At 44.1% G+C, this 24,618-nt stretch carries 22 protein-coding genes; 13 read left to right on the plus strand and 9 right to left on the minus strand.

What is annotated here, in order from left to right:
• Positions 1–148: 148 nt before the first annotated feature.
• Complete coding sequence (locus AK822_RS12130) at positions 149–997, plus strand: aldo/keto reductase (RefSeq protein ID WP_060491819.1); 849 nt, start codon at positions 149–151, stop codon at positions 995–997.
• Between the two features lie 105 nt (positions 998–1,102).
• Here the strand turns inward: AK822_RS12130 and ccmE are convergent, their stop codons facing one another.
• The 5 genes from ccmE to ccmA all read right to left on the minus strand — a co-directional run bounded on the left by ccmE (position 1,103) and on the right by ccmA (position 4,596).
• Positions 1,103–1,603, minus strand: coding sequence for a cytochrome c maturation protein CcmE (gene ccmE / locus AK822_RS12135; RefSeq protein WP_045453493.1), 501 nt, complete (start codon positions 1,601–1,603; stop codon positions 1,103–1,105).
• 271 nt (positions 1,604–1,874) lie between these two features.
• The gene (gene ccmD / locus AK822_RS12140) at positions 1,875–2,096 is read right to left on the minus strand and encodes a heme exporter protein CcmD (protein ID WP_060491820.1); all 222 of its coding nucleotides are present in this window, start codon (positions 2,094–2,096) and stop codon (positions 1,875–1,877) included.
• A gap of 44 nt (positions 2,097–2,140) precedes the next feature.
• Positions 2,141–2,929 (minus strand): heme ABC transporter permease CcmC, encoded by a 789-nt coding sequence (gene ccmC, locus AK822_RS12145; protein ID WP_060491821.1) that lies wholly within the window; start codon positions 2,927–2,929, stop codon positions 2,141–2,143.
• A gap of 241 nt (positions 2,930–3,170) precedes the next feature.
• The gene (locus AK822_RS12150; RefSeq protein ID WP_045444605.1) at positions 3,171–3,827 is read right to left on the minus strand and encodes a heme exporter protein CcmB; all 657 of its coding nucleotides are present in this window, start codon (positions 3,825–3,827) and stop codon (positions 3,171–3,173) included.
• Between the two features lie 139 nt (positions 3,828–3,966).
• Entirely contained in the window at positions 3,967–4,596 is a 630-nt protein-coding gene (gene ccmA / locus AK822_RS12155; RefSeq protein ID WP_060491822.1) for a heme ABC exporter ATP-binding protein CcmA, read from the minus strand.
• Between the two features lie 76 nt (positions 4,597–4,672).
• Here ccmA and AK822_RS12160 point away from each other — a divergent pair, with 76 nt between their 5' ends.
• The 3 genes from AK822_RS12160 (at position 4,673) to AK822_RS12170 (ending at position 7,678) form a co-directional block, all read left to right on the plus strand.
• A complete protein-coding gene (locus tag AK822_RS12160; protein ID WP_228139028.1) occupies positions 4,673–5,764 on the plus strand; it encodes a hypothetical protein in 1,092 nt (363 codons plus the stop codon).
• Positions 5,765–5,832: 68 nt separating this feature from the next.
• Positions 5,833–6,642: a YbjN domain-containing protein gene (locus AK822_RS12165; protein WP_060491823.1), complete on the plus strand. Its 810-nt coding sequence runs from the start codon at positions 5,833–5,835 to the stop codon at positions 6,640–6,642.
• A 118-nt stretch (positions 6,643–6,760) separates the two neighbouring features.
• The gene (locus AK822_RS12170; protein ID WP_060491824.1) at positions 6,761–7,678 is read left to right on the plus strand and encodes a histone deacetylase family protein; all 918 of its coding nucleotides are present in this window, start codon (positions 6,761–6,763) and stop codon (positions 7,676–7,678) included.
• Positions 7,679–7,726: 48 nt separating this feature from the next.
• Here AK822_RS12170 and AK822_RS12175 read toward each other — a convergent pair whose 3' ends face one another.
• On the minus strand, positions 7,727–8,509 hold the full coding sequence (locus tag AK822_RS12175) for a sulfite exporter TauE/SafE family protein (protein ID WP_060491825.1): 783 nt from the start codon (positions 8,507–8,509) through the stop codon (positions 7,727–7,729).
• Positions 8,510–8,548: 39 nt separating this feature from the next.
• Positions 8,549–9,967, minus strand: a complete 1,419-nt coding sequence (gene coaBC / locus AK822_RS12180) for a bifunctional phosphopantothenoylcysteine decarboxylase/phosphopantothenate--cysteine ligase CoaBC (RefSeq protein WP_060491826.1) — start codon at positions 9,965–9,967, stop codon at positions 8,549–8,551.
• Between the two features lie 127 nt (positions 9,968–10,094).
• On the opposite strand from coaBC, the gene radC reads away from it, so the two are divergent.
• The 3 genes from radC to AK822_RS12195 all read left to right on the plus strand — a co-directional run bounded on the left by radC (position 10,095) and on the right by AK822_RS12195 (position 16,312).
• A complete protein-coding gene (gene radC / locus AK822_RS12185; RefSeq protein WP_060491827.1) occupies positions 10,095–10,778 on the plus strand; it encodes a RadC family protein in 684 nt (227 codons plus the stop codon).
• Positions 10,779–11,127: 349 nt separating this feature from the next.
• Positions 11,128–14,073, plus strand: a complete 2,946-nt coding sequence (locus AK822_RS12190; RefSeq protein ID WP_060491828.1) for an acyl-CoA dehydrogenase — start codon at positions 11,128–11,130, stop codon at positions 14,071–14,073.
• An 862-nt stretch (positions 14,074–14,935) separates the two neighbouring features.
• A complete protein-coding gene (locus tag AK822_RS12195) occupies positions 14,936–16,312 on the plus strand; it encodes a dicarboxylate/amino acid:cation symporter (protein ID WP_045444003.1) in 1,377 nt (458 codons plus the stop codon).
• 113 nt (positions 16,313–16,425) lie between these two features.
• Here the strand turns inward: AK822_RS12195 and AK822_RS12200 are convergent, their stop codons facing one another.
• Positions 16,426–17,181 carry a TSUP family transporter gene (locus tag AK822_RS12200; protein WP_045453480.1) on the minus strand — a complete coding sequence of 252 codons (756 nt, stop codon included), beginning with the start codon at positions 17,179–17,181 and terminating at the stop codon, positions 16,426–16,428.
• Positions 17,182–17,691: 510 nt separating this feature from the next.
• On the opposite strand from AK822_RS12200, the gene nhaA reads away from it, so the two are divergent.
• The 3 genes from nhaA to AK822_RS12215 all read left to right on the plus strand — a co-directional run bounded on the left by nhaA (position 17,692) and on the right by AK822_RS12215 (position 21,076).
• The gene (nhaA, locus tag AK822_RS12205; protein WP_045444001.1) at positions 17,692–18,894 is read left to right on the plus strand and encodes a Na+/H+ antiporter NhaA; all 1,203 of its coding nucleotides are present in this window, start codon (positions 17,692–17,694) and stop codon (positions 18,892–18,894) included.
• 149 nt (positions 18,895–19,043) lie between these two features.
• The gene (locus tag AK822_RS12210) at positions 19,044–19,628 is read left to right on the plus strand and encodes a DUF2799 domain-containing protein (RefSeq protein WP_060491829.1); all 585 of its coding nucleotides are present in this window, start codon (positions 19,044–19,046) and stop codon (positions 19,626–19,628) included.
• A gap of 77 nt (positions 19,629–19,705) precedes the next feature.
• Positions 19,706–21,076, plus strand: a complete 1,371-nt coding sequence (locus tag AK822_RS12215) for an oxygenase MpaB family protein (RefSeq protein ID WP_060491830.1) — start codon at positions 19,706–19,708, stop codon at positions 21,074–21,076.
• 75 nt (positions 21,077–21,151) lie between these two features.
• On the opposite strand, the gene AK822_RS12220 is transcribed toward AK822_RS12215, so the two are convergent.
• The gene (locus AK822_RS12220) at positions 21,152–21,886 is read right to left on the minus strand and encodes an NUDIX hydrolase (protein ID WP_055124790.1); all 735 of its coding nucleotides are present in this window, start codon (positions 21,884–21,886) and stop codon (positions 21,152–21,154) included.
• Between the two features lie 33 nt (positions 21,887–21,919).
• On the opposite strand from AK822_RS12220, the gene AK822_RS14740 reads away from it, so the two are divergent.
• The 3 genes from AK822_RS14740 (at position 21,920) to AK822_RS12230 (ending at position 24,561) form a co-directional block, all read left to right on the plus strand.
• A complete protein-coding gene (locus AK822_RS14740) occupies positions 21,920–22,144 on the plus strand; it encodes an HPP family protein (protein WP_228139089.1) in 225 nt (74 codons plus the stop codon).
• A gap of 333 nt (positions 22,145–22,477) precedes the next feature.
• A complete protein-coding gene (locus AK822_RS12225) occupies positions 22,478–23,041 on the plus strand; it encodes an NUDIX hydrolase (protein WP_060491831.1) in 564 nt (187 codons plus the stop codon).
• A gap of 191 nt (positions 23,042–23,232) precedes the next feature.
• The gene (locus AK822_RS12230) at positions 23,233–24,561 is read left to right on the plus strand and encodes a serine hydrolase domain-containing protein (RefSeq protein WP_060491832.1); all 1,329 of its coding nucleotides are present in this window, start codon (positions 23,233–23,235) and stop codon (positions 24,559–24,561) included.
• Positions 24,562–24,618 lie beyond the last annotated feature (57 nt).

Below are 24,618 nucleotides of genomic sequence, written 5' to 3' on the forward strand. Positions count from 1 at the left end.
GCCTGTTTGTCCTTTGTAGGAAAGCGTCACGTGCCCTTTTACTTGCCGCCAATTTTTTCTATAGTGGGTAGGTCAAATAGAGAGGGTGATCAGAATATTAATGATTCGATGCTCTATCAATAAATACATAAATAACAAGGATAATAAGATGCGTGCTAAAACTTATAATATTCGTACTGCTGGACAAGCAAATATTCCTGTACTAGGGCTTGGTACATGGCAATCGACCGGTCAAGATTGTGTTGATGTCGTCAGTCAAGCGTTGAAAATGGGTTACGAGCACATCGATACCGCTCAAGCTTATGGTAATGAAAAAGAAGTTGGTCAAGGTATCAAACAATCAGGGGTATCTCGGGATAAGTTCTTTTTGACCACAAAGATTTTTCCTGATGATATGAAGTTTGAGCCTGAGAAATTGATTGCCGCCGCCAAACGCTCTTTAGCAGACTTAGATACTGATTATGTTGATTTGCTACTATTGCACTGGCCGGATGACCGTGTTCCTTTATCTGAAACAATTCCTGCATTGTGCGAACTACAGAAACAAGGTCTGACGCGCCATATCGGCGTCTCTAACTTTAATATTGCCAATATTATTGAAGCTGAGAAATATGCTGATGTGCCGATTGTGGTTAATCAGGTTGAGTTTCATCCTTTCATCAAGCAAAAAACCTTGCAGACTTTTTTGAACAATCACCATATTCTACTCGAAGCTTATTCACCACTTGCACGCGGTGATGTATTCGATAATGAGATTATTAAAGAAATCGCTGACAAACATAATGTCACGCCAGCACAGATATCATTGGCTTGGATTCTGGCAGACAAGCATCGTATCGCTATTCCGAAAACATCTAACCCTGATCATTTGCAAGGCAATCTAGATGCTATCAATGTGCAATTAAGTGCTGATGAAATTGAGAAAATAAATGGCTTAGCGCGTGCTGATGGGCGCAAAATTAAGCATCCAGATTACTCACCTGAATGGGACGACTAAGTTCTTGTAAAAAACCACCAAAACTTATTAGTACCAAAATTCATGTAAAAAAAGAGCCGCTAATAATATGTTAGCGGCTCTTTTACTATAATATGGACTATATAATTACTGCTGTAGAGTATCCGTCTCATGCACCTTTTCAGCAGGATTATATTGCTCAGAAGGAGGCACTACACCGCTACGATTGTTTTCTTTCATCGATTTGGCCACTTCTGGCGGCATGTAGTTTTCATCATGCTTCGCCAATACTTCTCCAGCGACAAAAGTATCACCCTGCATCTTACCTGTCGCGACGACGCCTGAGTTTTCAGCAAATAAATCTGGCAAAATACCTTGATAAGTCACTGGTACTGTCGATTGAAAGTCCGTAATGGCAAACTCAACGTTTAGTGGATTGTCTTCTGCGCGCTGGACACTACCCGCAACGACCATACCGCCTGCTCGAATACGCTTATCTTGTGGTGCTTCACCTTGTGCAATCGCGGTAGCATCAAAGTAGTAATCGGTCTGTTGCCCAATGGCATAAAGAACCAATACCACGGCTATCGCCGCTCCTGCAAGCGTAAACATAACCCACATCAGTTTTTTGCGACGAACTGCGTTCATACCACTACCTCATTGATGAGTCACTGTTTTATAAACTATAGTCAATGCCATACAAATATATAAAACAGAAAAATTTGAAGAAACTACCATTAGAAAAACGTTCTAAAAATGTCTTTCTAATCGTACTCTTCTAATGGCTATATGGTAGCATTTTTCGGAAAAATCAATAAGCCCTATAACCTCTGTGGCAGTCACCTCTTTATCAGGTGCTAAGTTGCAGATTGAGTGGCTAAAAATTAACGGCTAACGCTAGATAGGACGAACCTACTAGTTAATTAGGCTGCTTGGTGACAGGCATGGTTTTTTTAGCCGTCCGCTGTGCTTGCCGCGCTTGCTGAATGGTCAACTGTTTAATTAAAGCCTGTCGTTGTCTACGACTATAAATAACAAACGCCAGCATCATGCCAACGGTAATTGCCCAGCACGACCAAACGAACACGCCATGCTTACCCATGGCAAGAAATTCAGATACGCTATAAAAGTAAGGCTGCATAATATTTTCCTAGCCGTGATTTTTTTTGGCGACAGTCATTAACGTCACTTAGCTTGCCCGCGAATGTATTCTTTGACCCACGCTTTGCCTTGATCACGATACAAGATAAGGGTATTGGTACGATAAATCGCTAATGTCGCCACTAATAAATAACTACCAATAATCATCAGTAATAATGGCATCCACATATCTGCTGACATCTTAGGCGCGGCGGTCAAAGTAAAGGTCGAGCCTTGATGCAAGGTGTTCCACCACTGTACCGAGTACTTGATAATGGGTAGATTTACTGCGCCAACAATAGACAAAATGGCGGCGGCTTTACCACGATTGGCAGTATGCTCAAACGCGGCAAATAACGCCATCACGCCTGCATACAAAAAAGCCAAAATGAGCATAGAGGTCAAACGTGCATCCCAAACCCAGTAAGTGCCCCAAGTGGGTTTCGCCCAAATAGAGCCTGTGATTAAGCTAATCACACAGAGCAAGAATCCTAACGGAGCAAGCGCCTGTGCCACCAGACTGGCGGTCTTAATTTTCCAAACTAAAAAAATGACCCCGAGCACTGCTAAGGCAAAATAAATGGAAATAGCGATACTGGCAGCGGGTACGTGGATAAAGATAATGCGGTAGCTATTACCTTGTAGGTAATCAGGCGGCGCAAAAGCGAGACCCCAGACACTACCGATCAATAGGCAAATACTGGCTAATATGGCCAACCACTTGACCCAAGGCGAAAAAATGCGAAAAAACTGCTTGGTACCCACAGTGGTCAAAAAGCCTTGCCAGATGCGCTGCCACAAGCTAGGAGATGAGACGTTATTCAAGTTGGGCATGGTAATAAACCTATTGGCACAGCGTATTGGTTGTAACCGATATAGCGCATCATGGGCGCGACTACCTGTTAACCTGCCGGCGTTAAACACTGGATAAAATCTACAAGTGATTGTTTGCTTAGTTAACTGACTATTATAGCAAAATTGCCAGTTTTCAACATGCTGTTAATACAAAGGTTTTTTATAGCGTTTTTTATTACAAACTCTCAATACAGAGAGTTGTACATAACTTATGTCGTTTCTAATTCAGCCACGCCATTTTTAACGTCATGGCAATCACCCATGGCATCACCAAAACCGAGATAATACTACCTGCTAATAATAAAGCCAGTATCGGTAAACCATTGAGACCAGTGGCAAATAAATCAACCGCTCCTGTGGCAAAAATCAACACTGGCAACTGCATCGGCAAAGCAATCAAAGGCACCAGCACCGCACCATTCTTTAATGACAGCGTCAAACTACTCGCAACCGCTGACAGCATCAACAACATCGGACTGCCGGTCACAATAGAAGCCATCAATATCCACGCCTCAAACCAACTAAGCTGAAACAAAGGCACGGCAAGTAAACTAAGCGCTGCCACAATACCACTACTAAAAATCCAATGGATAACCAAACGAATCAACACCCATAAGGGCAATGATGCTTTGGCAACGACCAATTGCGCCAGCGTGCCATTATCAAGGGCAGGCTTAAACAAACCATCGACACCCATGACCAGTGACAATAGAGCGGCAATCCACACCGCCGACACGCCAAGGCGTTGCAATAGCGCAGGCTCGCTACCCACTGCTAGCGGAAATAAGGTGATAATGACCAAAAACAGCACTAGCGGATAAAGCCACTGCACGGCACCCTGTTGTTTGACTTGCCACTCGCGCCGCCATAACTGCATAAAGCTGATACCGCGCACCGCAGCTAAGTCAGTATTTGAGCTTTTATTCACTGTTTGTACTGGACCGTCTATTTCTATCATTTATTTGCTCTTCTACGGATGCTTGTGACACTTATACTGAGAGTATGCAAACTAGTATTCAAACCATATAATCGGACAAATCGAGCACTTGATTGGCAACACCAACGGCCTGATGACTGGTCATTAATATAGCGCCGCCTTCATGGGCAAAATCGCGCAATCTGTCTTCCATTCGCGCTACCATATCGACATCAAGGGCAGTAAAAGGCTCATCGAGTAGCCATAATGGTGTCACCTCAGGGGTCAATAAATATAACCTTGCAAGGGTAATACGGCGGGTTTGCCCAGCAGATAAATGGCTTGAGCTAATCGTCTCAAAGCCTTGTAGTCCGACCCAAGCCAAGGCGTCATCAATATCAGCAACACTTGGGCTAATCCCATATAAATTTAGCAGAAAGGTCAGGTTTTGTGCGACCGTTAGATTTGGATGTATACCCAACTGGTGCGACACGTACAAAGGCTGAATAGGTAAATTCGCTGCTCCTTGATAATAAACCTCATCGCTTAATACTGGCAATAACCCAGCCAGCTGCATCAGTAAAGTGGTCTTACCAGTACCATTGGCACCAATTAAATGGCAAATGCTACCAGCTGCCAGATTGAGTACTACCCCTTCACATAGAGGGGTTTCGCCGCGCTGAACGGTCAGCTCATCAAGCGCAAGTAAGGCGGTATTCAGAGCTGTCATCAAAACCTCTCATTATTTATTAAGCAGCAGTCAACATTCATCACAAACACAGATGACGTTCATGGCATAATACTTTATGCTTACCCCAACCACACAGTATAACAAATTGTCGATTATTATGACCTCAAAACCTATGCAGACTTCAAAAGATAACCAAAATTTAGATATGCCAGCGCTAACCATAGATGGCTTAATCGAGGCACAAGTTGCGTTTATGCAGCAATGGTTGCGCACGCAAGCTGAACCGCTGTCTATGCAGGCATGGCAATGGTTTGCTGCACAGCCATTGAATAAATATGTCAGTGCCGATGATTTGCAACAGCTGATTAATGACTGGCTACTCAATCAACCGATGACTGATGTGATACGTAAAGATATTCGCGATATCTTGCATACGATTATTTATCATCCAGTCAATGATAACGTGCCGTTGTCTGAGCTGGTGGATGACACTCAAGTTGAAACCCTTGCCAATTATGTTGGTAGCCACGATCAGCAACGCAATATCTTGATTCATACCCTGGTCGGCAACGAGACTTTTGCCGATTTGCTAACCCAAACGCTATATCATGCCATTAATGACTTTATGGAAACCACGCTGGATAAAGCAGGCGCTGCTGGTAAACTGATGAAATTTGGGCGCAGCTCTTTTGAAAAAGCGACCAATAGAAACCTTGATGAAAAACTGCAGGCGTATTTGCATCGTAATATTAAAGATTTAGCACGCCGCGCAGAAGCCAATGCGCAAGAGCATTTATCAAATGACGAAGTCGCGCGATTATTAATCACTGGTTGGGCACGAATCAAAGACCAGCCTGTCAGTCATCTACAGACTTATCTGCGTGATGAGCCTGACAACAGTAGTATCGATCATATCGAAGCCAGCATTCAGCAAAGCTATAACCGCCTGCGCCAGTCGCCTTACTTACACAGCCTTGTGGCAGCGAGCATCGATACTTGGTATGGTAATCATCAGTCAGATACTATTGCGACGGTAATTTCGAGTCTTCATATTGATGAGCAAGCCATGACTCAATTGAGTACAGCGCTATTACCTGTGGTGCACGATGCCATTGAAAGCGAGTGGTTGACGGCACATACTCGTGAAATGTTACAAGCGTTTTATGAGCAACCGAATATCAAAAAAGGCTTAGCATTTAATACCTAGTCGTTTACTGTCTTGATGTATTTGTCTCAGTTTCCCATCTCATTCATTTATTTGACAGCACCATACTTATGAGTCAACGTAATACACTCAGCTTGTGGCAAAAACTCAAACAGTTACTGACTGGTTCAGCAGCGCAGGCTGATGAAGTTGATATGATACAAACAGAGCCTCATGACATGTATAGTAGTGATACATATAGTAGTGATACAGATGATGAGGATACTAGTGACGCTCATGATAATACCGAAATCAATTCCGAATCTGATGTCAAAAACACAAGCGAATATTCAGAAACTGACGCCTTTAACTCGAGTGCCAGTCAACACGAAGCTAGCGACACGCCCATTATCGATTTTCTGAAACAGTACTTTAATGATAAGCAATGGCACTATACTCACTATCGACCCAAAAGCAGTGGCAACAAAAACAATGACCGTCAGCAATCGCATCACTTATCGCTTAGAATGCGCAATAAAAGTCTCGATTGCGGCTATTTGTTTCGCGTGCAAGAAAACAACAAGCTGCTGGCAGTCTATGGAATTTTGCCATTTTTAATACCAGAAAGTCATCAAAGCGCGGCGATGCTACTGATTACTCAAATAAATTATGACTTGCTAATCGGCAATCTAGAAATGGATGTCAATGATGGCGAGATACGCTACAAACACGCTATCGATGTCGAAGCGGTAGGCATCGGTAATGATGCTATCGAGCATTTATTACAAAGTGTCATCGCGATGACCACGGTCGCGAATGAGATATTTAGTGATTTGATCGATAATCAAAACCCTGCGGAAGACTTACCGACATTGCTGACCGAGCTACGTCAACAATCAGATTCTAGAACCTTCTTTTTGCCAACGCAATTTGTGCAGTAATGAACTGACTACCATAGCTATCCGTAGCTTTTACAATGTCTCACCAGCACCTTACTGCTAAAGCGTTTAAACCTATTTATTCTTAAAATACTTTTCAAAAAAGACATCCTCTAACACTATGCTAAAAATTGCTTACTCTGATATTTTTCGATATTCCGTGCCGGAAAAACACCGCTTTCCCATGCAAAAATACACCATGATTCCTGAGCGGCTATTGGCTGAAGGCATTATCAGTACCGACAACTTTTTTGCCCCTGCACGTTTGAGCGAAGATGAGATTTTGACCACGCATACTGCGGACTACTGGTATCAGCTAAAAACCCAAACGCTACCACGAAAGGAAGCGCGAGCCATTGGCTTTGAAATGACACCTGAGCTGGTAGAACGTGGGCGTTATATTGCTCATGCCACTTATGAATGTGCATTATATGCGCAGCAATATGGCGCGGCGATGAATGTCGCAGGTGGCACGCATCATGCGTTTGCTGATCATGGCGAAGGGTTTTGCGTGTTTAATGATGTTTGTATCGCGAGTAATTTATTATTAAATCGTGGACAGGCGCAAAAGATTTTAGTCGTCGATTTAGACGTCCATCAGGGCAATGGCAATGCCAGTATTATGGCAGGTGAGCCGCGCGTTTTTGTGTTTAGCATGCATGGCGCAAAGAACTATCCATTTCGAAAGCAAGTATCAGATTTGGATATTGAGCTAGACAATGATACTGGCGATGTGGAATATTTGCAGTTACTAGAGGCGACATTACCACGTTTGATTAGCGACGTTGCGCCCGATATGATATTTTATCAATCCGCTGTCGATGTGCTGGCAACTGATAAATTAGGAAAGTTAGGGCTGACGATAGAGGGTTGTAAAGCGCGTGATGAATATGTATTACGCCAAGCAAAAGCCGCTAAAATTCCTATCGCTATCGTGATGGGTGGTGGCTATTCAGAAGATATCGACGATGTGGTTGAGGCGCACTGTAATACTTTTCGTTTGGCGCAACAGATATTTTTTAATGAAATAACAAAATAACGCGCGCATAAAATAGCATCTAAAAAGCCAGCTGCCTCGCGAGCTATTTTACAAAAATGCCATAACTCCCTGCCAGCCGACACGAATACCAAGCACGGTAAGTATCAATAAAATAAGCTGACGAAAGCGTGCTTGTGGCAAATAGCGACGCAAGCGGATGCCGACTAAAAGCGCAGCAATCGATAGTACACTAAGTAGAATAATCAGCTGCCATTCACCACTGCTGAGTGCCATAATAGGCTCACGCAATACAATAATTTGGGCGATTTTACCCAAAAAATAGCACATGTTACCGACTTTAGCGATGGTATTTTTATCATCACTGGCAGACAGCAGATACATCATCAGTATGGTCGACATGGCATTGGTCGCCCCGCCAATCACGCCTGCACTAAAGCCAACGATAATCAATACAGGCTTGGTAGCAGGTAGACGGAGTTGCTTACCAAGCAAGCTGCTTATGACATAAAAACCAATAACCGCTGCCAATAGTAATAAAATATAGGCGCTGTCGACCCATAGTAAGAGCTTCGCGCCTAGAATACTACCAACTAAGCTGGTCAACGCCAGTAACCAATAACGCGTGCCGTAATAGATAAAATTTTGCCAAATTGTGCGCCCGCCACCCGCGAGCCAAGTAATGGCATTAAGCAATAATGACGGAAAAATGACCAACACAATAGCATGTGGTAACGGATAGATACTAGCAAGCGCAGTGGTCGTCACCAACGTCACACCCAGCCCACTAATACCGTGTAGCAACGATGCCAGCGCAAAGATTACCATCAATACCAACGTCTGGGTGCTATCACTATCCATCATATTAGCCATAAACATTAAGACCTAATATCTGGATTAATAGTGACATAACTAGGCATTGTGACCATTATGGCGTTGCCATATTGTCTCGCCAATGATGCCAGCCAACTGCTCGGCAATCTTATCTTTGCTCGCCTTCTCAAGTGTCACAGCTTCACTCTTATAACGCTCTGAGAAAAATACCTGCATGGCATTGTTATCGCTGGCAAAACCAATATCTGCTCGTGAAACATCATTACAAGCAATCAAATCTAGATCTTTAGACACCAGTTTGCCACGAGCATAGCGCTCGATATCTTGCGTTTCTGCCGCAAAACCAACGACAAACAGCGCTGGATGCGCAAGCGAAATCGTCGCTAGAATATCAGGGTTTTTGACCAAACTCAGCGTCATCGCATCTTGGGTTTTTTTAATTTTTTGCGGGGCAGCTTCTTCAGTACGATAATCAGCGACAGCCGCCGTGGCAATAAAGATATCCGCCATTACATTTTGATTCTCGCTATGAGCATGCTGTTTATCATCAATCTCATGGCTGTGGTCATGACTGTGGCTATGATCATCGCCACAATCACACTCGCCATGATGTTCATGTTGATAGCTATGATCGTGTTCGTGATCGTGAGAATGGTTGTGCTCATCTTCAGGCACATACTGTAGCGCACTGTGCGTACCATCCACGCACTGCTGGGCTGCTATCAGCATCTCTTTAGCCGACAATACATCAATGCGCGTGACATTCAGCGGTGTCGGCAGTGCCACTTTGCCACCCGCAATCAAGATAACGTCTGCACCAGCAGCCACGCAAGCACGTGCTAATGCAAAGCCCATCTTACCAGTAGAGTGATTGGACAAGTAACGCACCGGATCGATAGCTTCTACCGTCGGTCCTGCAGTAATTACCACTCGTTTACCTGCCAATAATTGCGGCGCGGTTTGCATGGCGTTAAATAATAACACTTCTGCCAATAGCTGCTCTGGTTCAGGCAAACGCCCTGCTCCCACATCACCGCAGGCTTGCTCACCGCTAGCAGGTTGAATAATCTGATAATTCATATCGCGCAGGGTTTGGACATTGAGATTGACCGCAGGGTGCGCCCACATCTGCTGATTCATGGCTGGTGCAATGATGACTGGTGCCGCCGTTGCAAGGCATACGGTTGTCAATAAATCATCAGCCATGCCCATCGCGAGACGCGCAAGCGTATTGGCAGAGGCTGGGGCAATGATGATTAAATCTGCCCATTTCGCCAGCTCAATATGACCCATCCCCGCTTCTGCTTGCTCATCTAACAAGGAGATATGCACCTCATTGCCAGTCAAAGCTTGCAGGGTCAGTGGCGTAATGAAGGCTTGTGCGCCTGTGGTCATAATGACACGCACCTCAAAGCCTGCCTTGATTAATAGGCGGGCAAAGATAGCAGATTTATAAGCGGCGATACCGCCAGTGATAGCAAGCACAATATTGGACATAAGCATGGCATCAATAAAAAGTTGAAAGATAAAATTGCGCTTATAGTAACAATTATGAGATAAGTTGGGTAAGAATTTCCGTATTTACTCAATATATCTGGCAGCAATCCATTCTCAAGGAGTGACAATGGCGATTAAAGACTGGCATGAAGATGATAGACCACGTGAAAAACTACTAAAATTTGGGGCAGAGCATTTATCTGATGCCGAGATATTAGCGATATTTCTGCGCACAGGTACGCAGTCACAGTCAGCTATCGAGCTGGCGCGTCATTTGATCGAGCAATTTGGTAGCTTGGCAGAATTATTGGCAGCGCCGCAACAGATGGTTCTTGCTTGTCATGGTATTGGTCCTGCCAAATACGCGCAGATATTGGCCTCACTTGAGATGGGCACGCGTTATTTGGACAGTCAGCTTAAAACTGGTCACGCACTTGGGCACTCGCAAATGGTCAAAGACTATATCAGCACTCAGCTGCGCGGGGAGCATCGCGAAGTCTTTGCGGTACTTTGCTTAGACAATGCGTTAAATCTCATTAATTTTGAGATACTGTTTACTGGCGGCATCTCCTCTTGCTCCGTCTGTATCAAACACGTTCTGCGTCATGCCTTGAGTCACGCCGCCAGCCAACTCATTGTCGCACACAATCATCCGCATACCGACGCGACCCCTTCAACGGCAGACAACTTATTAACTTACGAGCTAAAGAAAGCCTGCGATTTAATCGATTTATCCTTGGTAGACCACATCATTGTTGGACGCAATGAGACATTATCTTATGCCGAAAGCTGCTTAGCGCCTTTTGGATAACTGATTACGACTGTTATTTTTGCCTATATGAGAAAATCTTGATACATATAATCGACACAGCGTAGCATTTTAGCTATTGATAGTTATCGGCAACTGTTTCATATTGATGGCTAAATTTGTCTTTTATTTGTCTGTCACTGGTTAGGTAGTTATCAAAGCCACTTTTGTAAAATGCTCAACAAATTAAAATTGATTATAAAATATGCTACAAAATCCATAACGGCTCATTGGTTTAATTTGGTCACCAGACCCTTAAACATCAGCAAAAATAACAACAAGATTTATTCAAATACTTTAATACACACACATTTTTCGCGCTTTTGGTTTAGCGTTATAAAAGGAGATAGTCATGGCAATTGGCTTATTTATTTTGGCAATCATTATTCAATTAGCCATGGTTTTAGCCATCTTTTTATTGTCCCTATCACGAGTCACAGGCAGTATCGTTGCCCTAGTTACCGTCCTTGTCACCGCCTTTATCAGTCCTTGGTCGCTCATTTTGGGCATACCAATCGCTTTACTTTGCATCGTTTTGCTCGTCGCCCCTATTCGTCAGTCACTGATTACCAGACCTGTTTACAAGACTTTGGGCGGGGCAATGCCGAGCATGAGCGATACCGAGCGAGAAGCACTCGATGCGGGTACCAGCTGGTGGGAAAAAGAGCTGTTTATGGGTGCGCCTGACTGGGATACTTTTGCTCAATATCCCTATCCAGAGCTGTCGGCAGAAGAGCAAAGCTTTATTGATAATGAAGTAGAAGTACTATGCGCCATGCTTGATGAATGGAAAATTCAGCATGAAGACAAAGAGCTGTCGCCTGAAGCGTGGCAATTTATCAAAGCCAATGGATTTTTAGGCTTAATCATTCCAAAAGAGTTTGGCGGTTTAGATTTTAGCTCTTATGCACAAAGCCGTATCATGAGCAAAATCGCTTCACGCTCGCCAACCGCTGCGGTTACCTGTATGGTGCCAAACTCGCTCGGCCCTGGTGAGCTGTTGATGCACTATGGTACGGACGCGCAAAAACAGCGTTGGCTACCCGGTCTTGCCAAGGGTGACGAGGTGCCTTGCTTTGGTTTGACTGGCCCAGAAGCAGGTTCCGATGCTGGTGCGATTCCAGATACAGGGGTGGTTTGTTATGGTGCGCATGAGGGCGAGCAAGTGCTCGGTTTGCGTATGAACTTTTCTAAGCGCTGGATTACCCTCGCACCTATCGCCACGGTCGTGGGTTTAGCATTCAAGATGCACGATCCTGAAGGTTTGCTTGGCAATCCTGATAAGACCGATTACGGTATCACTTGTGCGCTCGTTCCTGCCAGCCATGAAGGCGTTATCATAGGACCACGCCATAATCCAATTGGCTCGCCATTTATGAATGGTACAGTCGATGGTAAAGACGTCTTTATTCCACTAGATTACATCATTGGCGGCGTCGAAAATGCGGGTCGCGGTTGGCGTATGCTGATGGAGTGCTTGGGCGTTGGTCGCGGCATCTCTTTACCAGCTTTATCAACCTCAGCCAGTGAAATGACATATCTGTCTGTCGGTGCTTTTGCCAAAGTACGCGAACAGTTTAAAATCTCTGTTGGCAAGTTTGAAGGCGTCCAAGACGCTACCAGCCGCATGGCAAGTAACACTTATATGCTAGAGGCATTTCGTCACCTCGTCACCTGCGGTCTGAACCAAGGCGGCACACCATCAGTGATGACGGCAATGGCAAAATACTATGCGACTGAAACCATGCGCAGTGTGGTTAACGACGGTATGGATGTGGTTGGTGGTCGCGCGGTACAGATGGGTCCACGTAACTTTTTGGCCACACCTTATCAGGCAATTCCAGTATCTATCACGGTTGAAGGCGCAAATATCTTGACGCGCTCACTCATGATATTTGGTCAAGGCGCGATGCGTTGCCATCCTTATCTCTTTGATGAGCTGCAATTGCTGCAAAGCGAAGATAAAGAAGGCGCACTCAAACAGTTCGACACGCTATTTTTTAAACATTTGGGTTATACCTTTAATCGCGGCGCAAAGGCATTTGTCGCAGGTTATGTCGGTGGCAGTAATCATGCACCAAGCTTTGCGGACAGCTTTACTCGTCCCTACTACAAATACATCAACCGCCTGAGCGCAAGCTTTGCCTTAACGGCTGACATGGCATTAGGGTTGCTCGCTGGTGACTTAAAACGTAAAGAGATGCTGTCTGGGCGCTTAGCTGATATTCATAGCCATTTATTCATTAGCACTGCTATTTTGCAGTTTTATGAGCATGGTACTAAATCAGCTTCCGAACGCTTGCATGCTGAGGTTGCCTTACAAAATAGCTTATATACCATTCAAGAAGCTTTTGAAGCCTTTTTTGCAAACTTCCCTAATCGTATGGCGGCCAGTTTGGTCAGTTTTGTGACTTTTCCCAGCGGCTCTATCTTTACGCCGCCAAGCGATGAGCTCAAACGCAAGCTGGGCGATGCTTTTATGGATGACTTTGAAGCCAACCCGTTCCGTGATTATCTCAAAACCATGGTCTATTATAATACTGAAGCTGATGATGTCACTGGACGTATGGAACACGCTTATCAAACGCTACTGAGCATCGAGCCATTATGGCAGAGGTTTAAAAAGGCTGAACACCAGGACAGTTTTGAAGGGCTTACTTTTGAGGATCATGTGGTATATGCCAGCCAAAACGGCGATATTACCGAAGAAGAAGCTGAAGTGCTTATTCAGTACAACGCCATACGCTTTAACTCATTATTGACTGACGTGTTCGATAAACATTTATTGCATGCCCAAGAGCGCACCAATCCACACAGCCTCGATAATGCTGTACAGCAACTGACGGACTATGCACAATTGAAAAATGACGCGCAAGCCAGAAATGGCATTGCGACAAACATGACAGCTGAAAATGATGTCAACTCTAATGACTTGGGTACGCCCGTCAATACAGACAAACCAACTGGCGATGCCAACCCCAATCATGGTTATGAGAGTGACGGTGATGTAGAAATGGTCAAAGAGCAAGATACTATTGAGGAGGTACGTGCACAGACCAACTTTGATGAGTCTGAGCCTAAGATCGAAGCACTAGATCATCGCCACCGTGATGCAGAGTCACACTTAAGTGAACGCATGAGTAACAACCATCGTCTGAATCAACATAATGCTGACGACCTAGAGCCTTCTGAAATATCTGAAAATGCAGAAAATGTGAAGGATGATATAGACAAACCTGCCGCTACTGATCCTAAATGGCAGGATGGTCTACGCCGTGATGAAAGTGACAAAGTTTAAAGCTTTGATAATTCTTGAAATGACAAGCTTTGAAATAACAAGGCACAAAAGAATCAGGCTTAAAATATTTAAAAAACAATAGATGTTAAGGCTGCTATAGTCGATTCAATTTAAAAGTAGTACAAGGCAACCGAGTGTAGATGTATATTTAATACTTCAAGCGAGGTTAACGCAGTAATACTTTTATAGTGGAATGACTATAGAAGCCTTGCACGATACATTCTGATCATCCACTTAGAAAAGACTGCCCAATTTGAGCAGTCTTTTTTTAGTTATAAATCGCCGTTTTTAACCATTAAGGCATGTTTGATGATTCAACCATGGCACTGACAGAGACTGTTTTTTAGGCAGTTTGACGTTAAAAACAGTCAGTTTAGTCATTCTAAGCGTCTACTTTTAACAATGAAATGTTAAAAAAGAGCCCTGTCTCCCTCTATTAATATTGGAAATAATACTAAATTCTCCCAGCTCCATATAAAAAATATGTTATAAAACTAATTCACGCATGAACATTATTGTCATTTTATGCTTTGTCTGGAACAGTTTTAGCGATCAGCAATATCTATTTTTGAATGTTCAACACGCGCTAATATTGGTCAATATGCCTTGTCATTTACCTACTTTACTCGCGAAAAATTCGGCGCAGACAACTTAACTATTGATTTATATTACCTTAGTCATAAAAAAACGTTGCAGTATCCTTAACAATTATTTTATATTGTGCCCCGAAAACGTGACACTAAGTGGAAGTTGAAAGAATTTAATAGACGTAGCAAGAGCGGTGATAATAATGGCAACAATCACATTGATGTGAGCAGCCTATCTATTCGCTACTGGGGCACGTACACAAAGGATATAAGTTATGTGGAAAAATATGGGACTGACCGGCAAGATTATTGTCGCTATGGTACTCGGTATCATACTGGGATTGTTTATAAACTATTCAGGACTGAACGCTGAAGGCGGTTTCATTCATACGTACATTACCAATGGCTTCCTCGCCATTGTCGGCAAGCTATTTGTCAACTCACTCAAAATGCTAGTCGTGCCTTTGGTGCTGATCTCACTGATTTGCGGTGTTTGCGGTATTGGGGATATTCGTTTGCTTGGTCGCATCGGCACCAAGACATTTCTTATTTATATGATGACAACAGCTCTGGCTATCGCAACAGCGATTGGGCTTGGCGTGCTATTTGGTATCGGTAAAGGCATGAATATCGAAACTGAAGCGGCATTTGAAGCAGCTTCAGCACCGCCGCTGCTTGATGTGTTCTCTAATATTATCCCATCAAACCCCATCAGCGCGATGGCAAATGGTGATATGTTATCGATTATTTTCTTTGCTATTTTGATCGGTGTTAGTATTTTGATGGTGGGTAAACCTGCTAAAGGCTTAGTGCAGAGCTTAGAATTAATCAATGAAGTCATCTTAAAAATGGTGACCATCATCATGAATCTTGCACCTTATGGTGTATTTGCGCTATTGACCAAAGCAATGGCCGAGCTGGGTTTAGACTTGATTTGGTCACTGCTCGGTTATGTGGCGGTATTGGTCGGCTCATTGGCATTCCATTTCTTTGTCACTATGATGATTGTACTCAAAGTCTCTTCAGGCTTATCCATCAAAACCTTTTTGGCAAAAATGCGTGAAGTTCAGATTTTTGCTTTTAGTACGTCAAGCTCGAACGCGACGATTCCTATTACCTTGCGTACGGTCACCAAGCGTATGGGTGTCAATAACTCAGTTGCTTCATTTACGGTGCCTTTTGGTGCGACCATCAACATGGATGGTACCGCCATCATGCAAGGTACGGCGACCATTTTCATTGCCAATATCTATGGTATTGACTTGGGCGTGACTGAGTATCTGACTGTCATTCTAATGTCCGTTTTGGCTTCCGTCGGTACCGCTGGTGTACCGGGTGTTGGTCTGATTATGCTATCAATGGTATTTGCCCAAGTCGGTCTACCTATCGAAGGTATCGGTCTTATCTTAGGTGTGGATCGTATTCTTGATATGTTACGTACCGCAGTGAACGTCGGTGGCGATGCCGCTGTGACGGCTATTGTGGCAAAATCAGAAGGCAAAATGGATTTGGCTATTTATAACGATCCTAACGCTGGTGCAAAAGACGTGTTTGATGGTCACATTGATGAAGACAATGAGCGTGAATTCTCTGAAGTCTTTAGTGATGGGATCATGGGCAGTGAGTACGATGATATCGATCGTCGCCGCTAGGCACTCGCATTGAATAGATTTTGATAGTTTATTCAATATACATAAAAAACCTCAGTCATATTGGCTGAGGTTTTTTTCTTTACTAAATACATTTAGGGCGTGTTGAACAACAATCAACCAAAAACGTATTTGGTTACCATCGCCAAGCATACCACTACAATCATCGGACGAATCAGCTTACTACCGCCTTTGACCACCATATGAGAGCCAAAATACGCACCTATCGTTTGTCCCACCATCATGGCAAGCCCTACTTTCCACAAGACATTACCGCCCAAAATAAAGAATATTAACGAGCCAATATTGGTCGATAAATTCAATACCTTTGCTGCGCCTGTTGCTTCGATAATTTGACGACCGCGCAATGCCACGTTGCCGAGCGCAAAAAACATCCCTGTGCCTGGTCCAATATAACCATCATAAAAACCAATTAGCGGTGCAACCACTTTTTGCCATTTACCTTCTGAGATACGCGGCGCAGCTTCTACTTCGCCAAGTCGAGGCGCAAACAAGGTATAAATCCCGATAGCCGCAATCAAAAACGGAATCAGTGTCTCAAGCAGATCTGGCGGCGACATCTGTACAGCGATAGTGCCGAGAACAGAACCGATAAAAGCGCCAACGATAGCTACTTTGATACGTTGCGGTTTGACCACCCCTTTTCTAATCATCGTAATAGAGGCTGCTAGCGCACCTGAAGCGGCTTGTAGCTTATTGGTACCAAGCGTTAGCACTGGTGGGATATTGGCGAGTAACATGGCGGGGATGGTCAATAAACCGCCACCACCAGCGATGGCATCAATAAAGCCTGCCAACGCTGCCACAGCGGTGAGCATTAATATAACCTCTAACGAAAGCGATAAGTCCATGACGCTGACCTGTAAATTTTATGATGGAAAATGAGGAAGTTCTAAAAACTGGCTTTAAGAACGGGCTTTAAGAACTGGAAATAAAATATTAGTAGCAATGTTGCTATCAAATTTGCTATTCATTAGCTGATAGTACTGCTGATATGTATTAAAGCTGTGACAGAACATCACAAAATGCCAATCATTATAAAGATAAAACGCTAAAAAAAGCCAAAAACGTAAAAAAGTCTGCTAGATTTGTCTAACGGCTTAATAAGTATCTAAGATAAACAGCGATTGATTAAAAGTATGTAACGACTGACCAAGCTTTTGTCTGCTCTATCGACTTTATAATATCGCTATTATTAATGTGGCAAGTGGCACTTATAACTTTTGGTTGACGTATTTTGTTGTCTATATCAATAAGAGTATGAGAAACTGTTGCTGTCTATCATGTCTTTATGAGTCATGTCATAGATATTTGAGGTTATTGGATTAATTTGTAATTCGTGTTTAGCAAATGAGGATGATATGGCAATACGCAGGATTAAAGCATTTTTTGAATTTGAGGCAGCGGGCGGTATCGTCCTAGCATTGGCTGCCATTGCTGCAATGATTATTGCCAACTCTCCTCTTAATGTGTGGTACGAGGGCTTTATTCACGCACCCGTTGCCATTCAAATCGGTGAGTTTGCTATCGCTAAAGACGCTCATCACTGGATTAATGACGGTTTGATGGCGATTTTCTTTTTTTTAGTGGGACTTGAGCTAAAGCGTGAAGTGTTGATCGGTGAGCTGTCTAACGTTAAGCAAATCATCCTGCCAGCTGGTGCGGCACTCGGTGGCATGATAATGCCAGCGATTGTCTATCTACTCTTTAACTATAACGAGCCTGAGTTTTGGAAAGGATGGGCGATTCCAGCCGCGACCGATATTGCTTTTGCCCTAGGTATTTTGAGTTTGTTAGGCAATCGCGTCCCCAACTCTTTAAAGGTATTTTTAGTATCGATTGCTATCTTCGATGATATTGGCGCCATTTTAATCATCGCTTTATTTTATACCAGTGATTTGTCATTAGAGTCATTGGCAGTGGCAGGTCTATGTCTACCCTTCTTATACCTTCTTAATCGTCGCAACGTCACCAGCATCACGCCTTATCTGCTGATCGGTGTGATCATGTGGATTGCGGTACTCAAGTCCGGCATCCATGCCACCTTGGCTGGCGTGGTCTTAGCACTATTTATTCCTATGTTTGACCGTACTGATCCTGAGCACTCACCACTAGAAGAGCTAGAGCACGATTTACATAACACCGTTGCCTTTGGTATCTTGCCATTATTCGCATTTGCCAACTCAGGCATATCCCTCAAAGGTGCAGGCTTCGCTGAGCTGTTCCATTCAGTACCGCTTGGTATTGCGGCCGGTCTATTCATCGGTAAGCAATTGGGCGTGATGATCATGTGCTGGTTAATCTTTAAGCTTGGTATCTCAACCATGCCAAGAGGCATGAATTATAAGCAGATTTACGGTGCAGCCTTACTCTGTGGTGTTGGTTTTACCATGAGTCTGTTCATCGGCGGTCTGGCATTTGCTGGTGAAACAGCCTTATTTGATGAGCGCTTAGGTATTATTATGGGCTCAATCGTCTCTGGTATCGCAGGTTACCTCATGCTCAAAGTCAGCTTGAAAGACAATGTAAGCGGCACCTCAGTCGATCTGACTCGCCCTCATTAATAAGAAGATGAGCCACTTAAAGGCGATTTAGCTTATCAGTGGCTTATTATTTTATAGTTCACGTACTTTGGCATCCGAGCATGGTTCATTAAAAGTATTTTTCATTAGCCATATCAGCACTTGCATCAATAGCCATAGAAGAGATAATCATGCGACAGTTTGTACCGCGACCTTCGTTAAGCTTAGCGCTCCTTGGTAGCATTGTTTTACTATCAAGCTGTGCCACGCTCTCTAAGCAGGAATGCCTCGTTGGTGACTGGCAGGCTATTGGCTACAACGATGGCGTAGCAGGTTACTCATCAGATCGCCTTGCATCACATGCCAAAGCCTGTGCCAAGGCCAGTGTTGCCCCCAACTATCTGGCATGGGAGCGCGGTCGCCAGCTGGGGCTTAAGCAATACTGCACGACCAGTAATGCTTACAATGTCGGTCGGCGCGGACGTCAGCTCAATAATGTCTGCCCCTTAACCTTGGCGAACACACTGCAAACTGCCAATCAAAAAGGCTTAGACTATTACGCCTTAGACAGTCAGTTAGACAAAGACAAGCGCCTCATAGAAACCTACCAAGAAGAATTTGATAAGCTAGAAAGTGGGGCGATGTTAAACTTTTCTAATGAAAAAGAAGCACGCGCGCGCCTACTGTCATTAGCCGACGAGCTGCGTAAAGCCAAGCGCCGTATGAACACCACGCAAAGACAATTAGAAACGCTAAACCAGTCAAATGGCTATTAATACTATTGACCTTGTGAAATGATCTAATAGGAAAGCATTTGTTCAGAAGGCATTTGGTAAGAAGGCATTTAATAAATATGGATTCAATCAACATAACTGATAAACAGACGGCTGATACTTTGAATCAACAACAACCCTCAATAAAACCTTATCAGCGTCACGGACGGACGACCGCGATTGATGACCATAGCGACTTGCAAGTCTTAAAGCGCATCAAGCGTTATTTATTGCCAAAAGACTTCGTTATCTCGCAAGATTTATTAAATGAAATAGTCACAGGCTACGATATCGGTGATTCACTGGCAGATACTTTAGCCGCTGACGGCATTCGTTTTGCAAAGCCCTTACAGCAATTTATTATCAGCGACAGTAGCAATAGCAATAAATTCGATGCTAATCTCACAAACAACTCTGCATTTAACGCCTTGGCTGAACAATTTAGCCACCATCCCGATTGGTTCGATCCCAAGCTTGCCCAAATCGGTGCGATTGCCTATCGACGCTATCCGCTGATGCTGATTTGGCTATTACGTAATGTCGCCTTGATGGCAGGCTACAGCATTCCTGCCCTCTCCCTGCCGCTCATTCAGACAGGCGCATTGATGCACGATGCCTTGCCCCGCCTGATGCGTACGTATGCCTATATCTTAGCCGTCTCTGAACATCCCCCATTACATAAGCCGAATACAAACGCCCATAATCAACGTCAGTCTATCGAGCAAGTATTGGCGATTGGCTCAGAAGGTTGGCGGCAATCAATCAAGGTGCGGCAAATTCATACCTTAGTACGGCAAAACTTGCTCAAAGGTAAAGGCAATGCTGCTAAAGGCGTCATACCAGATGCCGACCAACATCACAACTCAGATGGCAGCTGGAATACTGATTATTGGGGTCTTCCTATCAATCAAACCGATATGATTGCTACTCATTTGCAGTTTTCATTGTTGATTATGCGCGGGTTACGGCTGCTTGGCGCACGCATCAGCACTGAAGAAGCGGCAGGTATTCTGCATCTATGGAATCTTGCCAGTTATTGGATGGGGGTTGACTTAGATCGCCTGCCAAAAGATGAAACTGCCTGTTGGGAATGGCTCTATACTTATTTATCAATTCAGCAACTTGATTTTAAAATGGGGCAACCATTAGCCAAAGCCTTGCATGATTTGCCGCGTCAGCTGATGGGCGAAGACAATCGACGGGGGCGTTTCGTTGAGATGGTCAATGCTAGCGTGACCCGTACTTTGGTCGGCGATGATATCGGCGATGGGCTGGATTTGCCAAAATCAAAAATCCGCTTTGGCGTCTTATCGTCAGTGCCGATTCTCTTTGCCCTTGATACGGCACGCCAACACAATCAAAGTGTGGCTGAAAAATTAGAAGCCTTCCGCGCCAAACGCCAAGATAATATGAACTGGTGGCTAAAGAAAAACGACGATTATTATAAGTAGGGGATTATAAATAAAGCATAGTAGCTAAAATAAAACGAATAGTGATTAAACGTCAGCCGTTAGCCGCCTTACGGATTAATTGCGCGTATTTTGGATACGATAATACCACTCAAGCTGGCGATCAAAGCCTGTTTCTAATAGACTGGCAATGACTCGTCCTGTCAGACCCCAAACCGTTTCACCATCCACTTGCCAGCTAGGTGTAAGAATGGTCGCGATCTTATCTTGCATTGCATATTCTACCGCATACTCGACAGTAGGCTGAGTCAGCAAGGTTTCAAAATCTGCCCAAAAAATACGCGAAATTTCGCCAAGCTCAGGGACTAATAATAAATCTGGCGCAATCAGCGCCACAATAGGACGCACACTCATACCGCTTTTGGAGGTTTGAATGGGCAATTGACCAATGAGCTGGACTTTATTAGGTGGTAGTGCGGTCTCTTCACAGGCTTCACGCAAAGCGGTGACGACATTATTACCGTCGCCTGCGTCATGTTTACCACCAACGCAAGAGACCTCGCCAGCATGGCTGTTCATGTGCGCAGCGCGGCGTGTCAGTAGCAGTTTTGGATGGCGTTCATGGGTAATGGCAACCAATACCGAGGCATCGGCAATGGGTGTTTGATACAAGCTATCTAGAATGCGAGTGCTACGAGAAGTGCTAGCATCATACAGCGCAGGACTGGTGACGGCATTTAAGGTCTCATGCTGCACCCGTTCCGCCAGCGTTCTAATAGTGGGATAACGAATAAAGTCCGGCACAGCGACTGAAAATTCATCAAAACGTAGCGACTGCGGGGGAAGTAACATGATTATTGCCCTATATTTTTATTAGAATTAAGCATCGGATGGTGGAGCTTATCTCTCGCAATGTGTACAACGCTTGCGCCAGTATTATTGCTACGCGTATCGCATCTACATGCTGGCCTCCATTCATTTATCGTTATGCTTGGCGACGTAAAGTGGCATTTTTTAATACCCCCTACTCTGATAGATGCGCGCGCTTTTCTGGTTGCCCTTATTTACAACAACACCGGTCGCGGCAGCCATTACTCTCGTTATAGGTAAAGCTATCATTCAATAGTTAGCGTGAGTCTAGCCTAGCGCAATCTTATCGTGACTGCATATACTTTATGTGACTGTCCTGCTCTGCCTGCTGATGCATTCATTAATAGCAACCGTAGCCGTAAGCAGTTGCGCAAACCTGTGTGCTTGTTATTATCACTGCCAGTGTGATGAGAATTTGTGTTATCTTAGGATTAACAGCTATGATCACATAACATCTGATAAGCTAAAGTCATACTATTTTATAAAATAAGAATCATAATTCTTCCAAGAACGACAATCCTTTTTATCATTTCTATTTATCATGTAGATTTATCACTAAATAAGGCAGTTGATATGCGCTATTGTTTACAATGCGGTCATGAAGCAGAACGTAAAATACCAGCCACGGATAATATCCCACGCTTGGTATGCCCCAATTGCCACTATATTCACTATGAAAATCCAAAAGTGATTTGTGGCTCACTCGTTGTGCATAAGCATCGGGTACTGCTATGTCGCCGCGCGATCGAGCCACAGTATGGCTTATGGACACTGCCAGCTGGCTTTATGGAAAATGGCGAAACCATGGCAGAAGGGGCCGCTCGTGAAAGTTTTGAAGAAGCAGAAGCGGTCGTCATCAATCCGCATTTATATTGCTTATATGATATTCCTGATATCGGGCAAATCTATAGCATCTATATCACTGAGCTAAAAGACGGTGCTTATGGCATCGGCTCTGAAAGTCTTGATTGTGCGTTATTTACTGAAGAAGATATTCCATGGGACAAACTTGCCTTTGAAGCGGTACGTCGTACCCTAAAAAGCTACTTTGCTGACCGCAAGAAATACGATAACCATGAAAATTTCCCTATTCATCAGGATATCATCGGTAAAGACCAAGCGATCAAGCGCTACTAGCCCTAAGCATATAAAAAATAGAGTTATAAACATAACGTTATAAAAAATAACCTTATAAAAAAATCGACTGCTTTACAAAAGTGGTTGGTAAAAACCATTGATAAGTCTTATGCTAAGTTTTGAATATAGCCACTTATCAATGGTTTTTTATTGTCTGAAGTTAATCGTTTAAGCCGACTTGCGAGAATATTATGCTGACTTTATTGCAACGCTCTTTACCGCTACTACCACTGACCATCGCCATGACCCTAACCAGTATAAGTATCACCAGCCATGCGGAAGATGCACGGTTAACCGCCAAACAATCAGACCCACAAACGCTTGGCTGGATGCAAGGTTTTCCGCCGCCTGCCGATAAACTGATTACTCAACCTTCCTCTAATTTTTTTAGTTTCCCCAAGCTGCGTTGGACGGTCTGTCATATCCGTGAATTGATGCCCACCACTGACGTCAGTCGCGGTATCGGTGCGCCTTCCAAGCTCAGCTATGCGTTAGATAAAAACATCGATGCCATCACCTTTATGCCTACTAACAGTAAGCGCCCGATGACTTGGAAGCAATCACTGGATGCCAATTATACTGACGGCATTATGATCATGCATCATGGCAAGGTGGTATACGAGCGCCAAAACGGTTGTCTCAATGAGCTGGGCAATCATGCGGCGATGTCGATGACCAAATCAATGACTGGGCTGTTAGCAGAAATCCTCGTGACCGAAGGTAAGCTTGACGATAAAGCCTTGGTAGCGTCTATCATTCCAGAGCTCAAAAACAGTGGCTTTGGTGATGCAACCGTACGCCAAGTCATGGACATGACCACAGCGCTCGATTATAGCGAAGACTATGCTGATCCTAATGCCGATATCTGGAAGTATTCAGAAGCGGCAAGCCCACTACCAAAACCGAAAGATTATAAAGGACCCAATGGTTACTTTGAGTACCTGCAAACAGTTAAGAAGAACGGCGAACACGGGGAAGCTTTCAACTATCGAACCATTAATAGCGACGCCCTAGGCTGGATTATTTCGCGTACGACTGGTAAAGCGGTGAATGAATTACTCTCTGAACGCATCTGGCAAAAAATCGGTGCTGAACAAAGCGCGTATATGACGGTCGATGCTAAAGGTACGCCGTTTGCTGGCGGCGGTCTTAGTGCAGGTTTGCATGATATGGCACGCATTGGTAGCTTGATGCTCAATAAAGGCGAGATTAATGGTGAGCGCTTATTCCCAGCTACAGTCGTTGATAATATCGAAGCGGGTGGCGATAAAGAGGCTTTTGCGAAAGCCGATTATAAGCAGCTGACTAACGGCAGCTACACAAGCATGTGGTGGTTATTTAATAACCCCACGCCCATCTATGCGGCACGCGGCGTCCACGGTCAAACGGTCTATGTTGACCCAGCAGCGGACATGGTCATCGTCCGTTTTGCGTCATATCCAGATGCCAGTAACGGTAAAATCGACCCAACTTCTTTACCTGCCTATAAAGCAGTCGCCAATTACTTAATCAAAAAGTAAGCCTTTAAAAAACACTATCAAGCAATAAAAACCGCTGCTTCCATTTTTAGTGAAAGC

It is taken from the genome of Psychrobacter sp. P11F6 (assembly GCF_001435295.1).
Taxonomy (GTDB): domain Bacteria; phylum Pseudomonadota; class Gammaproteobacteria; order Pseudomonadales; family Moraxellaceae; genus Psychrobacter.